21 protein-coding genes are annotated in these 20,084 nt (G+C 60.2%); 7 read left to right on the top strand and 14 right to left on the bottom strand.

Translation table 11 applies throughout. The features are described 5' to 3' along the window. Positions 1-15: 15 nt before the first annotated feature. The 5 genes from ABID16_RS01030 to ureG all read left to right on the top strand — a co-directional run bounded on the left by ABID16_RS01030 (position 16) and on the right by ureG (position 3,298). Positions 16-690 (top strand): TIGR02117 family protein, encoded by a 675-nt coding sequence (locus tag ABID16_RS01030; protein WP_354554375.1) that lies wholly within the window; start codon positions 16-18, stop codon positions 688-690. Between the two features lie 29 nt (positions 691-719). Then, the gene (locus ABID16_RS01035; RefSeq protein ID WP_354554377.1) at positions 720-1,328 is read left to right on the top strand and encodes a LysE family translocator; all 609 of its coding nucleotides are present in this window, start codon (positions 720-722) and stop codon (positions 1,326-1,328) included. 134 nt (positions 1,329-1,462) lie between these two features. Further along, positions 1,463-1,930 carry an urease accessory protein UreE gene (locus ABID16_RS01040; RefSeq protein WP_354554379.1) on the top strand — a complete coding sequence of 156 codons (468 nt, stop codon included), beginning with the start codon at positions 1,463-1,465 and terminating at the stop codon, positions 1,928-1,930. Next, a complete protein-coding gene (locus ABID16_RS01045; RefSeq protein ID WP_354554381.1) occupies positions 1,911-2,603 on the top strand; it encodes an urease accessory protein UreF in 693 nt (230 codons plus the stop codon). Before ABID16_RS01040 ends, ABID16_RS01045 begins: the two co-directional genes overlap by 20 nt. An 83-nt stretch (positions 2,604-2,686) precedes the next feature. Beyond that, positions 2,687-3,298, top strand: a complete 612-nt coding sequence (gene ureG / locus ABID16_RS01050) for an urease accessory protein UreG (RefSeq protein WP_354554383.1) — start codon at positions 2,687-2,689, stop codon at positions 3,296-3,298. 367 nt (positions 3,299-3,665) lie between these two features. Here ureG and ABID16_RS01055 read toward each other — a convergent pair whose 3' ends face one another. The 8 genes from ABID16_RS01055 to ABID16_RS01090 form a co-directional block, all read right to left on the bottom strand. After that, the gene (locus ABID16_RS01055) at positions 3,666-4,337 is read right to left on the bottom strand and encodes a Crp/Fnr family transcriptional regulator (RefSeq protein ID WP_354554385.1); all 672 of its coding nucleotides are present in this window, start codon (positions 4,335-4,337) and stop codon (positions 3,666-3,668) included. 243 nt (positions 4,338-4,580) lie between these two features. Next, a complete protein-coding gene (locus ABID16_RS01060; RefSeq protein WP_354554387.1) occupies positions 4,581-7,901 on the bottom strand; it encodes an efflux RND transporter permease subunit in 3,321 nt (1,106 codons plus the stop codon). Positions 7,902-7,917: 16 nt separating this feature from the next. Then, on the bottom strand, positions 7,918-9,105 hold the full coding sequence (locus ABID16_RS01065; RefSeq protein WP_354554390.1) for an efflux RND transporter periplasmic adaptor subunit: 1,188 nt from the start codon (positions 9,103-9,105) through the stop codon (positions 7,918-7,920). 637 nt (positions 9,106-9,742) lie between these two features. Further along, positions 9,743-10,729, bottom strand: a complete 987-nt coding sequence (locus ABID16_RS01070) for an ABC transporter substrate-binding protein (protein ID WP_354554392.1) — start codon at positions 10,727-10,729, stop codon at positions 9,743-9,745. 71 nt (positions 10,730-10,800) lie between these two features. After that, positions 10,801-11,673: an ABC transporter permease gene (locus tag ABID16_RS01075; protein ID WP_354554394.1), complete on the bottom strand. Its 873-nt coding sequence runs from the start codon at positions 11,671-11,673 to the stop codon at positions 10,801-10,803. Further along, complete coding sequence (locus ABID16_RS01080) at positions 11,670-12,560, bottom strand: ABC transporter permease (protein ID WP_354554396.1); 891 nt, start codon at positions 12,558-12,560, stop codon at positions 11,670-11,672. The genes ABID16_RS01075 and ABID16_RS01080 overlap by 4 nt, the downstream gene beginning before the upstream one ends. After that, a complete protein-coding gene (locus tag ABID16_RS01085) occupies positions 12,557-13,132 on the bottom strand; it encodes a hypothetical protein (protein ID WP_354554398.1) in 576 nt (191 codons plus the stop codon). Before ABID16_RS01085 ends, ABID16_RS01080 begins: the two co-directional genes overlap by 4 nt. Next, the gene (locus ABID16_RS01090) at positions 13,122-13,913 is read right to left on the bottom strand and encodes an ABC transporter ATP-binding protein (protein ID WP_354554400.1); all 792 of its coding nucleotides are present in this window, start codon (positions 13,911-13,913) and stop codon (positions 13,122-13,124) included. The genes ABID16_RS01085 and ABID16_RS01090 overlap by 11 nt, the downstream gene beginning before the upstream one ends. Before the next feature lie 115 nt (positions 13,914-14,028). Between ABID16_RS01090 and ABID16_RS01095 the strand changes: the two genes are divergently transcribed. Then, positions 14,029-14,442, top strand: a complete 414-nt coding sequence (locus tag ABID16_RS01095; protein WP_354554402.1) for a cupin domain-containing protein — start codon at positions 14,029-14,031, stop codon at positions 14,440-14,442. A gap of 104 nt (positions 14,443-14,546) precedes the next feature. On the opposite strand, the gene ABID16_RS01100 is transcribed toward ABID16_RS01095, so the two are convergent. From ABID16_RS01100 to ABID16_RS01125, 6 genes are all read right to left on the bottom strand, one after another. Beyond that, positions 14,547-15,203, bottom strand: a complete 657-nt coding sequence (locus ABID16_RS01100; protein WP_354554405.1) for a LysE family translocator — start codon at positions 15,201-15,203, stop codon at positions 14,547-14,549. Positions 15,204-15,206: 3 nt separating this feature from the next. Then, positions 15,207-16,664 (bottom strand): dihydropyrimidinase, encoded by a 1,458-nt coding sequence (hydA, locus tag ABID16_RS01105; RefSeq protein WP_354554408.1) that lies wholly within the window; start codon positions 16,662-16,664, stop codon positions 15,207-15,209. 235 nt (positions 16,665-16,899) lie between these two features. Next, positions 16,900-17,106 (bottom strand): antitoxin MazE-like protein, encoded by a 207-nt coding sequence (locus ABID16_RS01110; RefSeq protein ID WP_354554410.1) that lies wholly within the window; start codon positions 17,104-17,106, stop codon positions 16,900-16,902. 77 nt (positions 17,107-17,183) lie between these two features. Next, positions 17,184-17,381 (bottom strand): hypothetical protein, encoded by a 198-nt coding sequence (locus ABID16_RS01115; RefSeq protein ID WP_354554412.1) that lies wholly within the window; start codon positions 17,379-17,381, stop codon positions 17,184-17,186. Between the two features lie 78 nt (positions 17,382-17,459). Further along, positions 17,460-17,657 carry a hypothetical protein gene (locus tag ABID16_RS01120; protein ID WP_354554414.1) on the bottom strand — a complete coding sequence of 66 codons (198 nt, stop codon included), beginning with the start codon at positions 17,655-17,657 and terminating at the stop codon, positions 17,460-17,462. A gap of 49 nt (positions 17,658-17,706) precedes the next feature. Next, the gene (locus ABID16_RS01125; RefSeq protein ID WP_354554416.1) at positions 17,707-18,957 is read right to left on the bottom strand and encodes a Zn-dependent hydrolase; all 1,251 of its coding nucleotides are present in this window, start codon (positions 18,955-18,957) and stop codon (positions 17,707-17,709) included. 283 nt (positions 18,958-19,240) lie between these two features. On the opposite strand from ABID16_RS01125, the gene ABID16_RS01130 reads away from it, so the two are divergent. Then, the gene (locus tag ABID16_RS01130; RefSeq protein WP_354554418.1) at positions 19,241-19,879 is read left to right on the top strand and encodes a TetR family transcriptional regulator C-terminal domain-containing protein; all 639 of its coding nucleotides are present in this window, start codon (positions 19,241-19,243) and stop codon (positions 19,877-19,879) included. Positions 19,880-20,084 lie beyond the last annotated feature (205 nt).

Raw genomic sequence — 20,084 nt, forward strand, 5'->3', positions numbered from 1 at the left:
TTGCGAGGAGGGGGCATGCGCTATCTGAAATGGCTCGCCGTCGGCTTGCTTGCCATCGTCTTTCTGGCGGTTGCGGGGATGTTAATTCCCCGGCCGCTCTTTCCCCCTGCCACGGCTTCCGACCAGGGGCAGGCGGTGCGAACCATTCTGGTTCTGTCCAACCCGATCCACACGGATCTGGCCTTTCCTCTGGATGAGGAAACGCTCGGCTATTTTCCGTTTCTGGAGGCGGAGGGCCTGCCGGTTCGGCACCCCATGGCGCGCTGGATCATCTTTGGTTGGGGCGGTCGCGCCTTCTACCTGGAAACGCCAACCTGGGCTGAACTGAAGCCGATGCCGGTGGTCAAGTCGCTGACCCTTGATCAGTCCGTCATGCATGTCGAAGTTGTCGGCGAGCTGAACCTGCAAAATCCTGCGATCTACAGCATTACCATCCCAAAAGGCGACTTCGACAGGATGGCCCGTGCCGTTGCCGGGTCTTTCCGTATCAGTGACGGAACGGTGCAGGCGATCCCGGACAAATCCTACGGCCGCTCCGATCGCTTCTTCGAGGCGAATGGTTTCTTCAACGCCCTGCTTGGCTGCAACACATGGACAGCTTCCATGCTGCGGCAGGCTGGCTTGAGAACCGGACTGTGGAATCCTCTGCCGGTTTCGCTTATTCGTTCGCTGTCTATGTTCAATGGCTGATGGCTGCCTGCGCGGCTGAGGAGAATTTCATGATCGCCTGGGCACTCTTCATTCCGGCCTGTTTCGCGCTCAATTGCGCGCCGGGGCCGAACAACATGCTCGCCTTTTCCAATGCCGCGCGGCTGGGTTTCGGCACGGCCTGCCTCGGCGGGTTGGGGCGCGTGCCGGCCTTTGCCGCGCTGATCGGGGTGACGGTTCTGGGGCTTGGGGCGGTGCTGGCGGCCTCGGCCGAGGCTTTCGTCGTCATCAAGATCGCCGGCGCCCTCTATCTTGTCTATACCGGCATCCAGCTGCTTTTGAAGGCCAAGCAGTTTGCGGAGATGCAGTCTGGCGATGTGGCGCTGAGGGCGTTGATGCGGCGGGATTTCACGATGGCGATTGCCAATCCGAAGGCGATCGCGATCTTCACTGCCTTCTTTCCGCAGTTTCTCGATCCGTCCATGCCTGCCTGGTCGCAGCTTCTGCAGATGGGCGGGGCTTTCCTCGTTCTCGAGGTTCTGGCTGTCGCACTTTATGCGGCGGCAGGGGCCGTTCTCGGCCGTTTCATCAAGTCTGCGCGGGTTTTCATCAACCTCAATCGGGTTGTCGGTGCGGCGCTGATTGCTGCTGGCGGGTCGATGGCGCTGTCGCGTCACTGACGAAACGGAACATGGACAAAATGTAATCTCTGCATGTGCGTGCGCTGCAACATTTTTGTCATATCGGGGGCACAGACCGCTTGCCTTTCGGCAACTAATTCGATTTGATTTCACGCGTTTGCGGAAGGGTTTCCATGTTACGCGCGATCTCGGTTCTGGCTCCCGGCGAGCATCATTCTGCGCCGGTCGATACGGTGGTGCTGCCGCATGACGGGCGGCATTTGAGGCGCAAGCTTCTGCATCCCGAAAGTGGCGGCATGGTCATGCTGGACCTGAAGGAAACCGTCATGCTGGCCGATGGTGATCTTCTGTCGCTGGATGACGGGACCTTTATCAGGGTCGTGGCGGCGCAGGAGGAATTGCTCGAAATTACCCCGCGCGACCGGCTGCATCTGATCGAGCTTGCCTGGCATCTCGGCAACCGGCATCTTGCCGCTCAAGTCGAGGAGGGGCGCATTCTCATTCTCCACGATCATGTCATCGAGGACATGCTGATTGGCCTTGGCGCCACGGTTCGTCATGTCCATGAACCTTTCCAGCCGGTGCGCGGCGCTTATCATTCCGGAGGGCATGGACATGCACATGGCCATCACCACCACTGAACGTCGCCATACAACGGCGCTGATCCGCCTGATGACGTGGCTGTCGCCGGCCTTCCCGATCGGCGCCTTTGCCTATTCGGGCGGGTTGGAACGGGCGATCGCCGATGGCCGCATCGGCGATCGGGCGGGGCTGCAGGTATGGCTCGACGGGCTGATGACCCATGGCGCGATGAAGACGGACGCGATCTTCTTCTCGCTGAGTTACCGCGCCTGCGGGGAGTCCGTGCTTGCCGGGATCAATGATCTGGCGCTGGCGCTCGCGGGCTCTGCCGAGCGGTTGGGCGAAACGGTCTCGCTGGGAACCGCCTTTGTCGATGCTGCGCGCGATTGGCCGCATCCGGTGCTTTCGGAGGTACGCGCACGCGCCGATGGGCGGGTTGCCTATCCGGTTGCGGCGGGCGCGATTGCCGGGGCGCATGAGACTGGATTGGAGGCCGGGCTTGCCGCATATCTGCATGCCAATCTCAGCCAGCTCGTTTCCGTTGCCATTCGTTGCGGCGTGATCGGGCAGCGGGAAGGCGTTGGCCTCATCGCCTCGTTCGAGAGCCATGTCGCCTCGCTTGCCGGCGAACTCGTCGATTGCTCGGAAGACGACCTCGGCTCGGCCACCTTCATTGCCGAGATTTCGTCGCTGAAACATGAGATACAGACGACGCGGCTTTTCCGCTCCTAGTACCTTTTGTTTGCACGCAATTCCGGACGGCAAACCGGCTTCCACCTTTCCTGGAATTGCTTTGAAATTTGGAGACTGATCCCATGAAATCGCAGAACGGTCCCTTGAGAGTGGGCATTGGCGGCCCGGTCGGGTCGGGCAAAACGGCGCTGACGGCGGAACTTTGCAAGGCGATGCGTGGCGACTATTCGGTCGCCGTCGTGACGAACGACATCTATACGCGCGAGGATGCCGATGCGCTGGTGCGCATGCAGGCGCTGACCTCGGACCGTATCGTCGGCGTCGAGACCGGCGGCTGTCCGCATACGGCGATCCGTGAGGACGCGTCGATCAATCTGCAGGCAATTTCCGGGCTGAACCAGCGCTTTCCGGATCTCGACGTTGTGTTCATCGAATCGGGCGGCGACAATCTCGCGGCGACCTTCTCGCCCGATCTCGCCGATATCACCATCTATGTAATATCCGTTTGCCAGGGCGAGGAAATCCCGCGCAAGGGCGGGCCGGGGATAACCCGCTCCGACATGCTCGTCATCAACAAGGCTGATCTTGCGCCGCATGTCGATGTCGACCTCGGCGTCATGGAGCGTGATGCGACCAAGCAGCGGGCAGGGCGCCCCTTCGTGTTTTCCAACATGAAGCGGGGCGAGGGGGTCGGCGCAATCGTCGATTTTCTGAAGGTTCAAGGCGGGCTCTAATCGCGCCCGATTGATTGGCTAATACCAAGGATCATTGATTAGAACCCATTTGACCGGATCGATTTTGACTTCCGGCTAGGAGAAAACCGCAGTCGGACCACAAGGTCCGGCGAGGATTTTAGACGATGTCCGGAAGCCAAAAGCGACCGGCCCCGGAGGGGTGGCCTGGAAATCGGCCACCGGAGGGCGTCGAAATCCTCGACCGATGCTTTTGCATCGCTCTCCGGTTTCTCCTACCCGGATGTCCGTTTCCAAGCCATCAAATGGGTTCTAATCAATGATCCTTGGTATAAATGAATTGGGGCGGCTCACTCTTTCTTTCGAAAGAGACGAACCGCCCCGTCCACCCCCGTGGAAACGTATAGGCTTAGAAATTCCTCAGCGCGTTCACGTCGCCGATCTCGATGATGCGGCCGTGGACGCTGACACCCGCGGACTTGAGCGCCGAGAAGGCGCGCGAGAGCGCTTCCGGTGCGAGACCCAGCTTGCCGGCGAGCAGGCTCTTCTGGAACGGCAGCCGGAAGCGGGCTGTGCTCGCATTTTCCGGGCAGTTCTGCAGGATGAAGTTGGCGACCCGCTGCGGCGCGGTGTGCAGCCGGTCGTCGGCGACACATTCCAGAGCCTGGTCGAGATTGCGCGACAGCGATGCCATCAGCGCGATCCCGATTGCGGGGTCCTGCGAGGCAAACTGCTTGAGCTTGTCGACTTCGTAACGGGCCATGGTCACGGATTCGGCCGTCTGCGCGCAGAAGCGATGCGTGCCGCCGTTGAACATCACGCCCTCGGCGAATGTTTCGCCGGGACCGTAGATGCCGATATCCGCCTCGCGGCCGTCCTTGCTCAGCCGGAAGACGCGGACAAAGCCGGTCAGCACCGTGTAGAAATAATCCGCCTTTTCACCCTGCTTGAAGATCGGATCACGCGCTTCGTGGCTCGCCACGGTCACATGCTCGACAATCTTGAGGGCCGTAGCGGACGGCAGTTCGCTCAGGAAATAGGATCGCAGAAGAATCTCTTTTTCGCGAACGTTCAATTTCAAGACCTTGATCACAGTTTAAATCCCCCGGCCTTACGGGTCTCGCCCAAGGGGCGACCCATAGTGCAGCAGCGCGCAGGATCGAGCTTGTCGTCAAACCGGTCAGGTCGATGTCCCAACCACCCAACGCTGCATTGGGACTTTCATACCGCTTTCAGGCGCGAGACCGTTTGATTTCGATCAACTCCTGAAATGATAATGGCCGGATTTTCATCCGGCCATTGTCTTCGGTTCCGATCTTTCGGGTTACTCTGCCGCCAGGTTCGGCAGCGCCCGGATATTGCCGGTCGCGCGGTTGGCGGCCTCTCGGTCGGCCTTGGTCTCGAGTGCCGAGAGGCGCTCTTCGAGCGACTGCACGGTGCGGCCCGTTTCCGCAACGGCGGAGCCAAGCTCTTCCGCAGTCGGCGGTTCCGGCTCTGCCTCCTTCTTGCCGATGACGCGACCGAACATGCGGCCAAGCAGGCGAGACAGGTCATCCATGATGAGGAAGAAGGACGGCACGACCACCAGCGACAGCACGGTCGACACGATGATGCCGCCGATCACCGCGATCGCCATCGGCGAGCGGAACGCACCACCTTCGCCGACGCCGAGCGCGGACGGCAGCATGCCGGCCGACATGGCAATCGACGTCATGACGATGGGCCGTGCGCGCTTGCGGCCGGCCTCGATCATGGCCTGAACGCGATCGGCGCCCTTGTGCATCGTCTCGATGGCGAAATCGACGAGCAGGATCGCGTTCTTCGTCACGATGCCCATCAGCATGAGGATGCCGATGAGAACGGGCATGGAGAGCGAGTTGCCGGTGACGATCAGGCCTGCCGCGACGCCGCCGATGGCGAGCGGCAGCGAGAACAGGATCGTGAACGGCTGTATTACGTCCCTGAAGAGCAGGATCAGCACCATCAGCACGAGGAGCAGGCCCAGCAGCATGGCGTTGCCGAAGCTCTTGACCATTTCTCCCTGAACCTTGGCATCGCCGCTTTCGAGGAACTGGACGCTTGCCGGCAGCTTGACTTCGGCGGCCGCAGCCTTGAAGCGTGCGGTGGCCGTGTCGAGGGCGACGCCCTGCGGCAGGTCGGCCCCGATGGTGACCACGCGGTTGCGGTCCTGACGCTTGATCGAGCTAGGCCCTTCCGAGAAGATCACATCGGCAACGCTTGCCAGCGGCACGGTTGCGCCTGCGGCCGTCTTGAGGCGGATCGACTTGATCGCCGCCAGATCATGACGCATGTCGAGCTTGAACATGACGCGGATCGGGATCTGGCGATTGTCCAGCGAGATTTTCGGCAGCGCAGCATCCGCGTCGCCAATCGTTGCCACGCGCACGGCTTCGGCAATCTGCTGAACGGTGATGCCGAGACGGGCGATCTGATCGGAATGCGGCACGATGCGCAGTTCGGTGCGCGGGAGCGCGCCTTCCGAGCTGACATTGGCCAGAACCGGCTCCTGGCGCAGGCGTGATTCGAGCATGGCGACGGCCTTGTTCAGATCCGCCTCGTTGGCCGAGAGGATATTGAACGACAGGTCGCGGTCACCGCGATCGTTGAGGCGCAGAAGGCGGACGTCGGGAATATCCTTCAGCTTGGCGAAGACTTCCTTTTCGATGTCCCATTGCGGGCGCACGCGACCCTTCGGCGTGACCTTCGGGAGATACTGGCCGATGACCGGCAACTTGCCGGCGAGATCGTTGACGAGAGCCGTCACCAGCGAAGCTTCCTTGTGCTTCAGGAGCAACGTCACAGTGGCCTTGGTGATCGACAGGTCGCCCTTCGGCGAGGAACCACCGAGGATGAAGACATCCTGCACGCCTGCGATATCCTTGACCTTGTCATAGATCGCGGCTGTCGACTTGTTGGTCTGGTCCAGCGATGTGCTGGGCGGCAGTTCGACGGACAGCGTGACGCGGCCGGAATCTTCCGGCGGCAGGAAGCTGCCGGGGACCTTGCTGAGCAGGATGAGCGAACCCACCAGAAAGCCGATGGCGGCCAGCAGCGTCACATAGCGCCAGACGGAGCGGGTCGTCGTGCGGATGAGGCCGGTATAGGCGCGCATGATCGCGCCGTCATGATCGGCATGGTCCGGCACGCTGTCTTTCGACCGCATGAGATAGGCGGCCATCATCGGCGTGATGAGGCGCGCCACCATCAGGGAGAAGAAGACCGAGAAGGCGACGGTCAGGCCGAACTGCACGAAATACTGACCCGGAATGCCCGGCATGAACGAGACCGGCACGAAGACGGCGATGATCGTGAAGGTCGTTGCAATCACCGCGAGGCCGATTTCGTCCGCCGCTTCGATGGCCGCGCGATAGGGGGTCTTGCCCATGCGGATGTGGCGGGCGATGTTCTCGATTTCCACGATGGCGTCGTCGACCAGGATACCGGTCGCGAGCGTCAGTGCGAGGAAGCTCACGAGGTTGAGCGAGAAGCCCATCAGGTCCATGACCCAGAATGTCGGGACCGCCGAGAGGGGCAGAGCCACGGCTGAAATCAACGTGGCGCGCCAGTTGCGCAGGAAGAGGAACACGACGATGATGGCGAGAAGCGCACCTTCGATCAGCGTGTCGATGGCTGCCTCGTAGTTGCCCACGGTGAAGTACACGCTGTCATTGACAAGCTCGATCTTCACATTGGGGTTCTTCGCCTTGACCTTGTCGAGCGCCTTCTGCACCTCGTCGGCCACCGTGACTTCGCTGGCGCCCTTCGCACGGAACACGGCGAAGGTCACGACCGGATTACCATCGAAGTTGGAGAAGGAGACCGGCTCCTTGTAGGTGTCTGTAATCGTCCCCAGGTCGGAGAGCTTCACGAAGCGGCCGTTCGGCAGCGCAATCGTCTTCTGCTCCAGGGCTGCCACCGAGCGGGCATCGCCCAGCGTGCGGATGGTCTGTTCGCTGCCGGCGATCTGGCCGCGGCCGGCGCCCAGATCGGTATTGGTCAGGCGAAGCTGCGTATTGACGTCGGAAGCGGAGACGCCGAAGGACTTCATCTTGAGCGGATCGAGCTGGATGCGGATTTCACGATCCGCGCCGCCGAAGCGGTCGATGCGGCCGACGCCCTTGGCGCCCTGCAGCGAGCGCTTGACCGTATCGTCAACGAACCAGGAAAGTTCTTCCAGCGTCATGTTGGCGGAAGAGACCGCATAGGTCTGGATTGCCTGACCCTCGACGTCGATTTTCGAAACCTTGGGGTCATCGATGGAGGCGGGCAGCGTGCTGCGGATGCGGTCAACCGCATCCTTGACGTCCTGGAGCGCCTGGTTGGTCTTGACGTCGATGTTGAAGATCACGGCTGTCGAGGAAAGGCCATCGGTGATATTCGACTGGATGTAGTCGATGCCTGAGATGCCGGCCACCGCATCTTCGATGATCTTGGTGACCTGGCTTTCAAGCTCCGAGGGTGCGGCGCCACTCTGGCTCACCGCGACCGAAATGACCGGCACGTCGATGTTGGGGAATCGCGTGATCGGCAGCTTGTTGAAGGCCTGAATGCCCATGAACATGAGCAGGAAGAACGCCAGAAGCGGCGCGACGGGATTTCGGATTGACCAGGCTGAAAAGTTCATTGTCCCCTTAAACCCCTCAGTTCGTCGCGGAAGGCAGCGTATCGACCGGCTTCACGCGGTCGCCGTCACGGACATAGGCGCCCGCCTTGGCGACGACCTTGTCGCCCGGCTGCAACCCCTTGCTGATTTCGATATACTGTCCGTCCTGAATACCGGTCTCGACCGGAACGATGCGTACCGTGTCGTCCTTGACCATGCGCGCGGTCGTCGCTTCGCTGTTGGTCGTCACGGCGGTGACCGGCAGCGAGGGTGCGGTCCGCTCGGCGACGACAATGTCGGCCTGGGCATACATGCCGGCGCGAACGGTATCCGGATTGTCGATTTTGATCTCGACCGAGCCGAGGCGTGTCGTGGTGTTGACCGTGGGGTCTACCCGCAGCACGGTGCCCGATATCTTGCCACCGGAACCGGCGAGTGAGATCATCACCTTCTGACCCTTGGCGACCTTGAGTACATCTTGTTCGGCGAGGTCGGCCTTCAGTTCCAGCGCTTCGTCGCGGATCAGGGTGAAGAGTGGTTGGCCTGCACCGCTGGCGATTGCGCCGACCTTTGCGGTGCGGGCGGAAATGACGCCATCGACCGGCGCCTTCACCTCTGTGCGTGACAGCTTGAGATCGATATCGGCAATCTGGGCCTCAATGACCTTCATGTCGGCCGCATTGGCCTTCAACCCCTGTTCGGCAGAATTCAGCGAGGCGGCGGCGGACGTTGCGGCGGCCTTCAACTGGTCGAGCTGGGCAGTGGAGATCGTCCCGGTCTTGGAGAGCGACTCTCCGCGGCCGAGCTGGCGATTGGCTTCGTCCAGATTGGTCTTGACCGAAAGGCGCTGGGCCTCGGCCTGGGCGCCGGCGGCAATGACCTTGGCCTTGTTGGCTTCAAGCTGGCTCTTCTGCAGGATCAGGGTATCGTCCATCAGTGTGGCCAGCACATCGCCGGCCTTCACCTTGGCACCGACGTCTGCCTTGAGCGTCTTGATCGAAAGACCTTCGACGAGCGGCTGAACATAGACTTCCTCGACCGGTTGAATGGTGCCGGAGGTCAGAACCCGGTCGGTCAGCTTGCGTTCGGTCACGGCCGTCACAACGATCGAAGGCGCGTTCAGGGCCGGCTTCGCCGCAGGCGCATCTTCTGCAAAGGCAGGTGCAGCCATCAGGATTGCTGCTGTTGCGAGCAGCCAGTTTGCTCTGGAAGTCTTCGTCGTCATGTCCGTCTTGAACCCTTTGCCGATGCACCTTCAGGTGCATTCCCGCGAACTTCATTCTGTCCCGTCTGTCCCAACGTTCACAGACCGGAACCCCCTCATTTGCAAGTCGAATAACGTATAGTTGTTAAGTTTCTAAGCATTGAAAAAGCGAGATAACCAATCAAATAATCCTATGTTTCCCATCACATCCGGACATGACCGGCAACAGGTGGAAAACGATCTCGCGGCATGTGGGGATCAACTGCTCTGATAACAAGAGAGCTGCTCCATCTGGACCTGTTGATAATACAACATATCCCGCGAGATTATTCCAGTCATTTGCGGCGCTGCAACAAAGCGATGATCTGCGCGCCGTCATCCCCTTTACGCGCCCGCGAAGCAAACGGTTTTGAATGAAATGCAACCTGTCATTCGTCAATCGGCGTGAGACGTATTTCACGAAGCGCCAAATGCAGGTGACAAGGACTGGCCAGGAAGGCGAAGTCCCTGTCGGAATCGATATATCGTGTAGCTCTAAAATTCAATTGCGTACATGGATGACTACTGCCAGAAGCTGGCAGGAGCGAGCACGGAACCTCACAAAATGAGAATGCGCGGGCATTGCTGCCCGCGCACCCCTTCTTCAGCCTTGTGCCGCTTACTTCTTCAGCGCAGCGTCGGTGATTTCATGCGTCCAGGCGCCTTCCGGCTTCTTTGTGATGATCTTCTGGGCCAGGACGGCAGCTTCCGTGCGCTCGTAAGCGGCCTTGTCCAGGACGCCTGTGGAATCGCCGAGCAACTTGGCGACTTCGCCCATCATGTAGACCTGATGTTCCTTCGTCTGCGCGCCGGTCGAGTCATTGTCGAGAACGATGCCGGCTGCTTCCTCCGGATGCGCCTTGGCATAGGCCCAGCCCTTCATGGAAGCACGGACGAACTTGACCATGTTGGCCTTGAACTTCTCATCCTTCAGCTTGTCGCCGAGAACGTAGAGACCGTCTTCGAGGAGGTTGGCGCCCATGTCGGTGTAGTTGAACACGGTGAGCTTATCGAGCGTGAAGCCGGCGTCGATGGCCTGACCCAGTTCGTTATAGGTCATGACGTGGATGCAGTCGGCCTGCTTCTGGATGAGCGGCTGCACGTCGAAGCTCTGCTGGAGAACCTTGACGCCGTTCGCCCCACCTTCGGTCGTAATGCCTTCCTTGTTCATCAGCGCGAAGAAGGGCACTTCGTTGCCGAAGAACCAGACGCCGACCGTGCGGCCCTTGAAGTCGGAGATCTTCTTGATCGGTCCGTCCTTCGGGCAGACGATTTCGAGACCGGCGTTCTGGTAGGGCTGCGCGATGTTGACGAGCGGAACGCCCTTTTCGCGGGCGGCAAGGGCTGCACCCATCCAGTCGACGATGACGTCTGCGCCGCCGCCGGCGATCACCTGTTCCGGCGCAATGTTCGGGCCGCCCGGCTTGATGTCGACGTCGATGCCTTCTTCCTTGTAGAAGCCCTTGTCCTTGGCGACGAAATAGCCGGCGAACTGGGCCTGCGTGACCCATTTCAGCTGCAGCGTCACCTTTTCGGCAGCGTGCGCGGCGACGCCGGAAAGGGCGAGCGCCGTGCCGAGCATGAGCGAAGCAATTGTCTTTTTCATTGTTCAACCCTCTTTTTGTGTCTCCCGTCCACCACGGACGGAACCTTGATTGAGGCAGGTTTGCCTGCCTTTTACCTCTGTCCCCCACGGACAGAGGGATGCCAGAACGTGACCTTCCGCTCGATCAGCGCGACGATCCCGTAGAAGAGCGAGCCGGCGATGGCGGCGGCGAGAATTTCCGCCCAGACCATGGCAGTGTTCATGCGGCCCATTTCGGTCGAAATGCGGAAGCCCATGCCCACCGAGGGCGAGCCGAAGAATTCGGCGACGATGGCCCCGATCATGGCGAGCGTCGAGTTGATCTTCAGCGCGTTGAAGATGAAGGGCCAGGCGGCGGGCAGGCGCAGTTTCATGAGCGTCTGCGGCCATGTGGCGGCATAGGTGCGCATCAGGTCGCGTTCCATATGGCCGCTCGCGGCAAGGCCGGTGATCGTGTTGATGAGCATGGGGAAGAAGATCATCGTGACGATGATCGCAGCCTTGGACGGCCATTCGAAGCCGAACCACATGATCATGATCGGCGCGAGGCCGACGATGGGCAGCGCCGAGACCAGATTGCCGAGCGGGAGCAGGCCCGCCTTCAGGAAGGGTGAGCGGTCGATGAGGAACGCCGCAAGAAGCCCCGCGCCGCAGCCGATGGCATAGCCGGGCAGCACTTCCTTGAACACGGTTTGCCAGACGTCGACGGCGATGATTGGCAGGGCATTGAGTGCGGCGGAGACAATGATGCTGGGGGCGGGGAGCAGGATTTCCGGGATGGCGAGACCGCGCGTCAGCAGTTCCCACAGCGCCAGCAGGCACAGGCCAAAAATGGCTGGCACGAGGAAGCCGATCTGCCGCTCGGCAGTCGGACCAGCGGGCTTCAGGCGGACGAGATATTCGTTGAGCGCCCAGCTTCCGAGCCAGACGGCGAGCGCCAGTATGATGACGACAATCGCGCTCATGCCTGCGCCTCCGGTCTTGCGCCCATCAGGCGATAAACGAGACGCTCGATACCGCCGACGAGGAAGACAAGCAGACCGGCCACGATCGAGGATACGAAGAGCGCCGCCCAGATCTGGATCGTCTGGCCATAGTAGGAGCCGGAGAGGAGGCGCGCGCCAAGGCCCGCGACCGCGCCGGTCGGCAGTTCCCCGACAATCGCGCCGATGAGCGAAATGGCGATGCCGACCTTCAGCGAGGCAAAGAGGAAGGGAATGGCGGCGGGGAAGCGCAGCTTCCAGAAGAGCTGCGAGCGGCTGGCGTAATAGGTGTGCATCAGATCCAGCTGGATGATTTCCGGCGAGCGCAGCCCCTTCACCATGCCGACGACGACGGGGAAGAAGGAGAGGTAGGTCGAGATCAGCGCCTTGGGGAGGAGGCCGGAAATTCCGATGGCGTTGAGCACGACGATCAGCATGGGCGCGATCGCCATGATCGGGATCGTCTGGCTGGCGATGACCCAAGGCATCATCGACTTGTCCATGGCGAGGTTATGCACGATGCCGACGGCGAGTGCTACGCCGAGCACAGTGCCGAGCCCGAAGCCGAGCAGTGTGGCGGATAGCGTGATCCAGGCGTGATAGACCAGCGAGCGCTTGGACGTGATGCTCATCGTGGCCGTGGAATTCCAGATTTCGGTGACGATCTGGTGTGGCGCGGGCAGCAGCGGTTTGTCCATCGCATAGGATTTCAGCCACATTGCGCCCGTTGTCAGCACCTCGCCCTTGCGGGCGGCTTCCTCGACCGCAAGCGTGCGGTTCATGAGGAGGGCGGCCGCATACCAGGCGGCGATGATGACCACGAGGACGGCGAGGATGGGCCAGATCTTGGTGCGGAGATAGCCGTTCATTCGGAAGCCCTTTTGATTTGAAGGACTTCTCTAAATCGCGAGATCAATGCTTCAGCTTCTGGTTCGTCAATTCCGTCTAATATCTTGATCGTCTTGCTTCCGTAGTCGAAATTTACGCCAGACGGCTGTCTGATGGGATTGGTCGCAGAATTCAATTGCCTTGTCGATCGCGACTCCGTCCATCGAAACCGGGAAATCTGGTCTGGGCGGTAATAACGCTTGCGTGCGAAAGGCCCAATTCTGGAAGCTATGGTCAAAGCTTGACTGTTTGCTATCGCGGTTTGCGAGCCCAGCAAAATCCATACGAGTTGGTAGATAGAATATGTCCAGCCTATTGACCAAGCCATCAGCCAAAAGATCAGGAAGGCTCGGCCATTGAAATCCGCTGTGCTCTTTGCCTGGGTGAATGCCACATAGCCAGCAACTGTCCAACCGCAGAGCCATACAGCCTTGAAGACCGTTTGAAATGTAGCCTCGCGAGGCCGCCAAGCGTAGGTCAACTCGCCGCTATTGTTTTGCAGTCCCGCAAGCAGAGGTGGAGCTTTTTCGAATTTGATGGCCTCAATCGTCATAGCTATGCCCCGCCTTCAGCCCTTCGCGGACGCGGTGGGCAATGGCCAGAAATTCCGGTGTTTCGCGGATGTCGAGCGGTCGTTCCTTCGGCAGCGTCGATTCGATGATGTCCGTGACCCGTCCGGGGCGGGGGCTCATGACGACGATCTTGGTCGAGAGATAGACGGCCTCGGGAATAGAGTGGGTGACGAAACAGATCGTCTTGTTGGTGCGCGCCCAGAGTTCCAGAAGCTGCTGGTTCAGGTGGTCGCGGACGATTTCGTCGAGCGCGCCGAAGGGCTCGTCCATGAGGAGGAGATCGGCGTCAAAGGCGAGGGCGCGGGCGATCGAGGCGCGCTGCTGCATGCCGCCGGAGAGCTGCCAGGGATATTTCTTGCCAAAGCCGGAGAGATTGACGAGCGATAGCGTATGGTCGATCCGCTTCTTCTGCTCGTCCTTGGAATAGCCCATGATTTCAAGGGGAAGGGCGATGTTCTTCTCGATGGTGCGCCACGGGTAGAGCGCTGCCGCCTGGAAGACATAGCCGTAGGATCGGTTCTTGCGCGCATCTTCTGGCGTCGTGCCGTTGACGAGGATCTGGCCTTCGGTGGCCTTTTCGAGATCGGCAATGACGCGCAGGAACGTCGTCTTGCCGCAGCCGGAAGGACCGATGAAGGACACGAAGTCGCCCTTGCGCACGTCCAGATTGACCCCGGTCAGCGCGTTGACGGGACCGTCATTCGTCTGAAAGGTCAGGCCCAGATTTTTCGCCGAAACGACGGAAGACTGATTTTCTGCCATGTTCACCCAGTGTATTTTATGAGGCGCTGCGCTGGCCATTTTCGCTCTTGTTCACGTCGCGCCGATGATGTTCCCCGGACTTGTCGTCCTTCTTGTTTGTTTAGAGGTTGCTCCTATGTCATCCGGCAATGACCCCGAATGCAAGCTCATTCGTCCTGCTCAAGCCTATGACGGCAAGCAGGGCTTCTCCTATGTCGAGGGCATTTCGGCCGAGACGACCGGCTCGACCGGCATCGCCATGATGCTGCTCACCGTCCCGCCCGGCGGCCGCGCCAAGGCGCATCTGCACGAGGCGCACGAGACCGCGATCTATGTGCTCTCCGGCGAGGCGACGACCTATTGGGGCGCGGAGCTCGAAAACGCCACAGTGACACGAGCCGGCGATATGTTCTACATCCCCGCCGGCGTCCCGCATCTGCCGGTCAATACCGGGACAGAGCCGTGCTCGGCGATCATTGCGCGGACAGACCCGAGGGAGCAGGAGAGTGTGGTGTTGTTGCCGGAGCTGGATGGGGTTGTTCCGAATTAAGCCGGAGCCAGCCACACCCCCCTCTGTCCTGCCGGACATCTCCCCCTCAAGCGGGGAGATTGGCTGGGGGCGCGGGCTTCCCGCCAATTCGGACCGACGAGGCCTCATGCCTTCTTCTCCCATGCCAATGCGCCGGCCAGCAGGATGAGTATGCCGCCGGCAACGGCCTCGATCCAGAGCACCACCCGTTCCGTGATCACCTTTGCGAGCGCGGAAAAGGAGAGCGCATAGATGAGCAAGACCGGCAGTTCCAGCAGGATCGAAACGCTGCCGAAAACCATCATCTGCAACGCGACAGGCCCATGCGGGTCGATGAACTGCGGCAGGATGGCGACGAAGAAGGCGAGGTTCTTCGGGTTGGCCGCCTGAAGGCTGATGCCCTTCCAGTAGAGCTTCAGCGGCGCACTCTTGGCGCGGGGCATTTTCGAGGCTTCGGCGAAGGGCGCGTCATGTTTTTCACCGCGCCACCACGCCTGAACCAGCGGCAGAATCATCTTCACGCCGAGCCACGCCAGATAAAGCGCGCCGACGATCTTCAGCACATAGAAGAGCGTCGCGCTGGCGATGATCAGCGACGCGACCCCCGCAGCCGAAAGAGCGAAATAGATGGCATTGGTCGTGAGGATACCGGCGGCCGCGCATTGCGAGCGCCAGAGCCCCTGTCGCATCGACAGGCCGACGACCAGAAGCACGGCGGGACCCGGCGAGAGGCAAAGCAGGAACTCGGTCACGGCAAAGGCCGCCAGATTGGACCAATCCATCCGTCAGACTCCCGAAGCCGGTATCCCCGTGCGCTGCACCTTGCGCGGCGCGGTCACTTCCTTCCAGGTCGACAGTGCCGACGACACAGCCGGGAAGGGGTCGCGGGCGACGAACTGGCCGTGGCCTTCGCGGGTCTTGATGCTGGACTCTTCGACGGCGACGTAGCCGCGGGTCAGCGTGAAGCGGGGCAGGCCCTTGACGGTCTTGCCTTCGAAGACGTTGTAGTCGATGGCCGATTGCTGGCTGGCAGCCGTGATCGTCTTTTCCCGGTTCGGGTCCCAGACGACGATGTCCGCATCGGCGCCCACGAGGATCGCGCCCTTCTTCGGATAGACGTTGAGGATCTTGGCGATGTTGGTCGAGGTGACGGCGACGAATTCGTTCATGGTGATGCGGCCTGTCGCCACGCCATAGGTCCAGAGCATCGGCATGCGGTCTTCAAGCCCGCCTGTGCCGTTCGGGATCTTGGTGAAATCGCCCACACCGTAGCGCTTCTGCTCGGTCGTAAAGGCGCAGTGGTCGGTCGCGACCACCTGCAACGAGCCCGACGCGAGGCCGGCCCAGAGGCTATCCTGGTGCTTATTGTCGCGGAAGGGGGGCGACATGACGCGGCGGGCGGCATGGTCCCAATCGGGGTTGGCATATTCGCTCTCGTCCAATGTCAGATGCTGGATCAGCGGCTCACCATAGACGCGCATGCCGTTCTGGCGCGCGCGCCGGATGGCTTCATGGGCCTGTTCGCAGGAGGTGTGGACGACATAGAGCGGGACGCCCGCCATGTCGGCGATGATGATGGCGCGGTTGGTCGCTTCGCCTTCGACGGAAGCGGGGCGGGAATACGCATGTGCTTCCGGGCCGTTATTGCCTTCGCCGAGCAGTTTCTGCTGCATCTGCGCGACGATATCGCCGTTTTCGGCATGGACCAGCGGCAGTGCTCCGAGCGCTGCGCAACGCTGGAAGGAGGAGAACATCTCGTCGTCATCCACCATCAGCGCGCCCTTATAGGCCATGAAGTGCTTGAAGGTGTTGATGCCCTTCTCTTTGACGATGGTCTCCATCTCGTTGAAGACCTGCTCGCCCCACCAGGTTATGGACATGTGGAAGGAATAGTCGGCATTGGCGCGGGTCGACTTGTTGTCCCAGCGCTTCAGCGCGTCCAGCAGCGACTGGTTGGGATCGGGCAGGCAGAAATCCACCACCATGGTCGTGCCGCCGGCAAGACCTGCGCGCGTGCCGCTTTCGAAGTCGTCCGAGGAATAGGTGCCCATGAAGGGCATTTCGAGATGGACATGCGGATCGATGCCGCCGGGCATGACGTAGCACCCGGTCGCGTCGAGGGTTTCATCGCCTGAAAGGTTCGGGCCGATCTCGACGATCACCCCATGCTCGATCTTCACATCCGCCTTGTAGGTCAGGTCAGCCGTGACGATTGTGCCGTTCTTGATGACTGTGCTGCTCATGATGCTGTTCCCGAATCTTCAGTTGTTTTTTGCGTGCCTTACTCAGACAGCCCATATCCGTGTGTAATTTCGTCGAAACACTTCAGACGAACTTTGTCGTCTTTCAGGTTTGCGCATTTCATCAACTCGCTTCTGTATAAATCGCTCTCCCGCCCTGCTTCGTTACATTCCTCTGCGCGAAGGATTGAAGCACCGCAAACTAGGAGAAGAAGCGACATAAACAAAAACGATCGCATTAAACCTCCCAGTCTCTTTGGATTGCCCCATGGAAGCTGCTCACACCCGCGTTACGATCCGCCGCTACGCTGGCCCGTGCTTGTCTTGCTGCCTCGTGGTAATATGCCTTGCTTTCCATGTCCGGCACCCAGATTTCGACGGGCTTATAGCCTTGCCGTAGTAGAGAGGCCCTTTCTTCCGGAGTCATTTCTATAGGTCTTCCCATGACGATTTCCCCAATGGCAAACAGCGCGTTACCTGCGATGCAGGTTCGCTGCGTGCTGCCTAAGTGGATGATGAATATCAGGCTTCGACCAAATCGAGGCGTTTTTCGATTCGAAGGACGCGATCATCGAGCCGGTCGAAACGGTTCGAGATGATGGCATATTGCTGTTCGAGAACACCCAAGCGGCCCTTGACCTCTTGCATGTCTTCGGAAAGCCGCTCGACGGTCGAACGAATCGCCCGAAGGTGTTCGAGAACGAGATTGTCTGTTGCCATGTGCTCTTCTCCTGAAGAACGGATTGACCCGAACAGAGGTTCGGCCGGCTTAATCGGAATTCTCGATAACGTTCAACCTCAGACCAAGTCCAAGTGTGGTTCTGCTCTGTCCAGCCGCTCGTCAATACGGTCGATGCGGCGCGAGACGCTGGCGTATTGCCGTTCGATAATGCCGAGCCGCTCCTTGATTTCCAAGAGGTCGGTCGAATGCTTTTCCTGCGTCGCGCGGATGGCGCGCAGCATTTCAAGAACAAGATTCTCGGTAGATGGCGACATGGCTCACTCTCCGGGGCTTTGTTATCCACCAAAGATAATGCCAACGCGCTCACTCCACAATCCCCGCCGTCTCCACCACGGCGCGCAGCAATACGTCCGCGCCTGCGCCCGCCCATTCCTTGGAAATCTCCTCCGCTTCGTTATGCGAGAGCCCGCCGACGCAGGGGCACATGACCATGGTGGCGGGGGCGACCTTGGCGGCCCAGCAGGCGTCGTGGCCGGCACCGGAGATGAGGTTCATGTGGCTATAGCCCAGGTCTTCCGCTGCCTTGCGGACGGCGGAGACGAGGGTGGGGTCGAAGGTGACCGGGTCGAAATGGCCGACGGCCTCGACGGAGCAGCCGACGCCAAGGGCTTCGGCGATGGCGGCCGCTTCCTTCTCGATGCGGGCGCGCATGCCGTCGAGCTTGGTCTGGTCCGGCGAGCGGATGTCGACGGTGAAGATGACCGTTCCCGGCAGCACGTTGCGGGAATTGGGCGAGAACTTCACCTGGCCGACACCGCCGACGCAGCCCGGCTGGTTTTCCATGGCGACCGTCTGCACCATTTCCATGATACGGGCCATGGCGAGACCGGCGTTGACGCGCATGTTCATCGGGGTTGATCCCGTATGGGCCTCGCGGCCGGTGAGCGCGAATTCGAGCCACCAGAGGCCCTGACAGTGGGTGACGACGCCGATCTGCTTTTCTTCTGCTTCCAAAATCGGACCCTGTTCGATGTGATATTCGAAATAGGCGTGCATCTTGCGCGCACCCACCTCTTCATCGCCGATCCAGCAGATGCGGGCGAGTTCGTCACCGAAGCGCAGGCCTTCCATGTCCTTGCGATCGTAGGCGTAGTCGAGCGAGTGGATTCCGGCAAAGACGCCCGACGCGAGCATGGCGGGAGCAAAGCGCGCGCCTTCCTCGTTCGTCCAGTTGACGACGACGATGGGATGCTTCGTCTTGATATTGAGATCGTTCATCGAGCGGATGACTTCGAGGCCGGCGAGCACGCCGAGCACGCCGTCATATTTGCCGCCCGTCGGCTGGGTGTCGAGATGCGAGCCGACATAGATCGGCAGGGCATCCGGGTCCGTACCCGGGCGCGTCATGAACATATTGCCGATCTTGTCGACGCCCATCGTGAGGCCTGCGGCCTCGCACCAGGACTGGAAGAGCTTGCGGCCTTCGGAATCGGCGTCAGTCAGCGTCTGGCGGTTGTTGCCGCCGGCAATGCCGGGGCCGATTTTCGCCATGTCCATCAGGCTGTCCCACAGACGATCGGCGTTGACGCGCATGTTCTGGCCTGGTGCAGCCATGGAAATTCTCCTCAGTTTTTATGGCGGCGCGCCGCTTTTGCGCGGTCTTCGCCTTGCTGTTCCGTCCGGCCGTGCTTTTCTTGTTTTTTCACAAATTCCGCGTTGCGTTTGTAAATTGCATGACGGATAATTTGACCGGTTGGTAAACATTACAGCTTCCGTTGCTGCACTCAAGACGAAAAAAGCGGTCGATTCAGAGAAAATCGTCATCGAGTGCCAAATATGTTCGCAGTGCCTTTTCAAAAGGCAATTCTGCCCCTTCGGGCAGACGATGAGGGGTGACATGGCGATACCGAGAGCGGCGAAGACGCAGCGCAGAACACGCATCCAGGAGGAGAAAGAGGAGGTTATCCTTGAGGCGGCCCTCGACGTCTTTTCGATGCACGGCTTCAAGGGCGCGACCATTGATCAGATCGCCGAGGTCGCCGGCATGTCGAAACCCAATCTGCTTTATTATTTCCGCACGAAGGAGGCGATGCACCGGGCGCTGATCGACCGCGTGCTGGACACATGGCTGGACCCCTTGCGGGAGTTCGACGCGGATGGAAATCCGGAAATCGAGATCAAGAGCTATATCCGCCGCAAGCTGGAAATGGCGCGCGACTTTCCGCGAGAGAGCCGGCTCTTCGCCAATGAAATCCTGCGTGGTGGGCCCTCGATCGTGGAGGAGTTGGACGACCTTCGAAAGCTCGTGGATGAGAAGGCGGAGGTGATCAGGGCCTGGGTCAAGGCCGGCAAGATCGGGCGTTGCGATCCTTATCACCTGATCTTCTCGATCTGGGCAACCACCCAGCACTATGCCGACTTCGATGTTCAGGTGAAGGCTGTGCTTGGTCCCACGCGCAGCGGCGAAGGCCGTTTCGAGGATGCCGCGCGGTTTCTCGAGCAGCTTTACATGAACGGACTTCAGGTCAAAGCTTAACTGCACTCTCTGTTCTCGTCGCCAATAGAATCAACACCTAAAGTTAAATTCCTTTGTCCTATTTGTGCACGAGTTTACATTTTTACTGCACGTTAACATGGACTCGGTGTATTCCTGCAATATGTATGCAGACATTGTAATGTTGCAGCGTGGAATTTCCGGTTGGCTTAGTTTTTTGTTGAGCTTCCGGGCGAGATGTTATGCT

The sequence above is a fragment of the Limnomicrobium aquaticum genome (assembly GCF_040545545.1).
Lineage (GTDB): Bacteria > Pseudomonadota > Alphaproteobacteria > Rhizobiales > Rhizobiaceae > Ensifer_A > Ensifer_A aquaticum.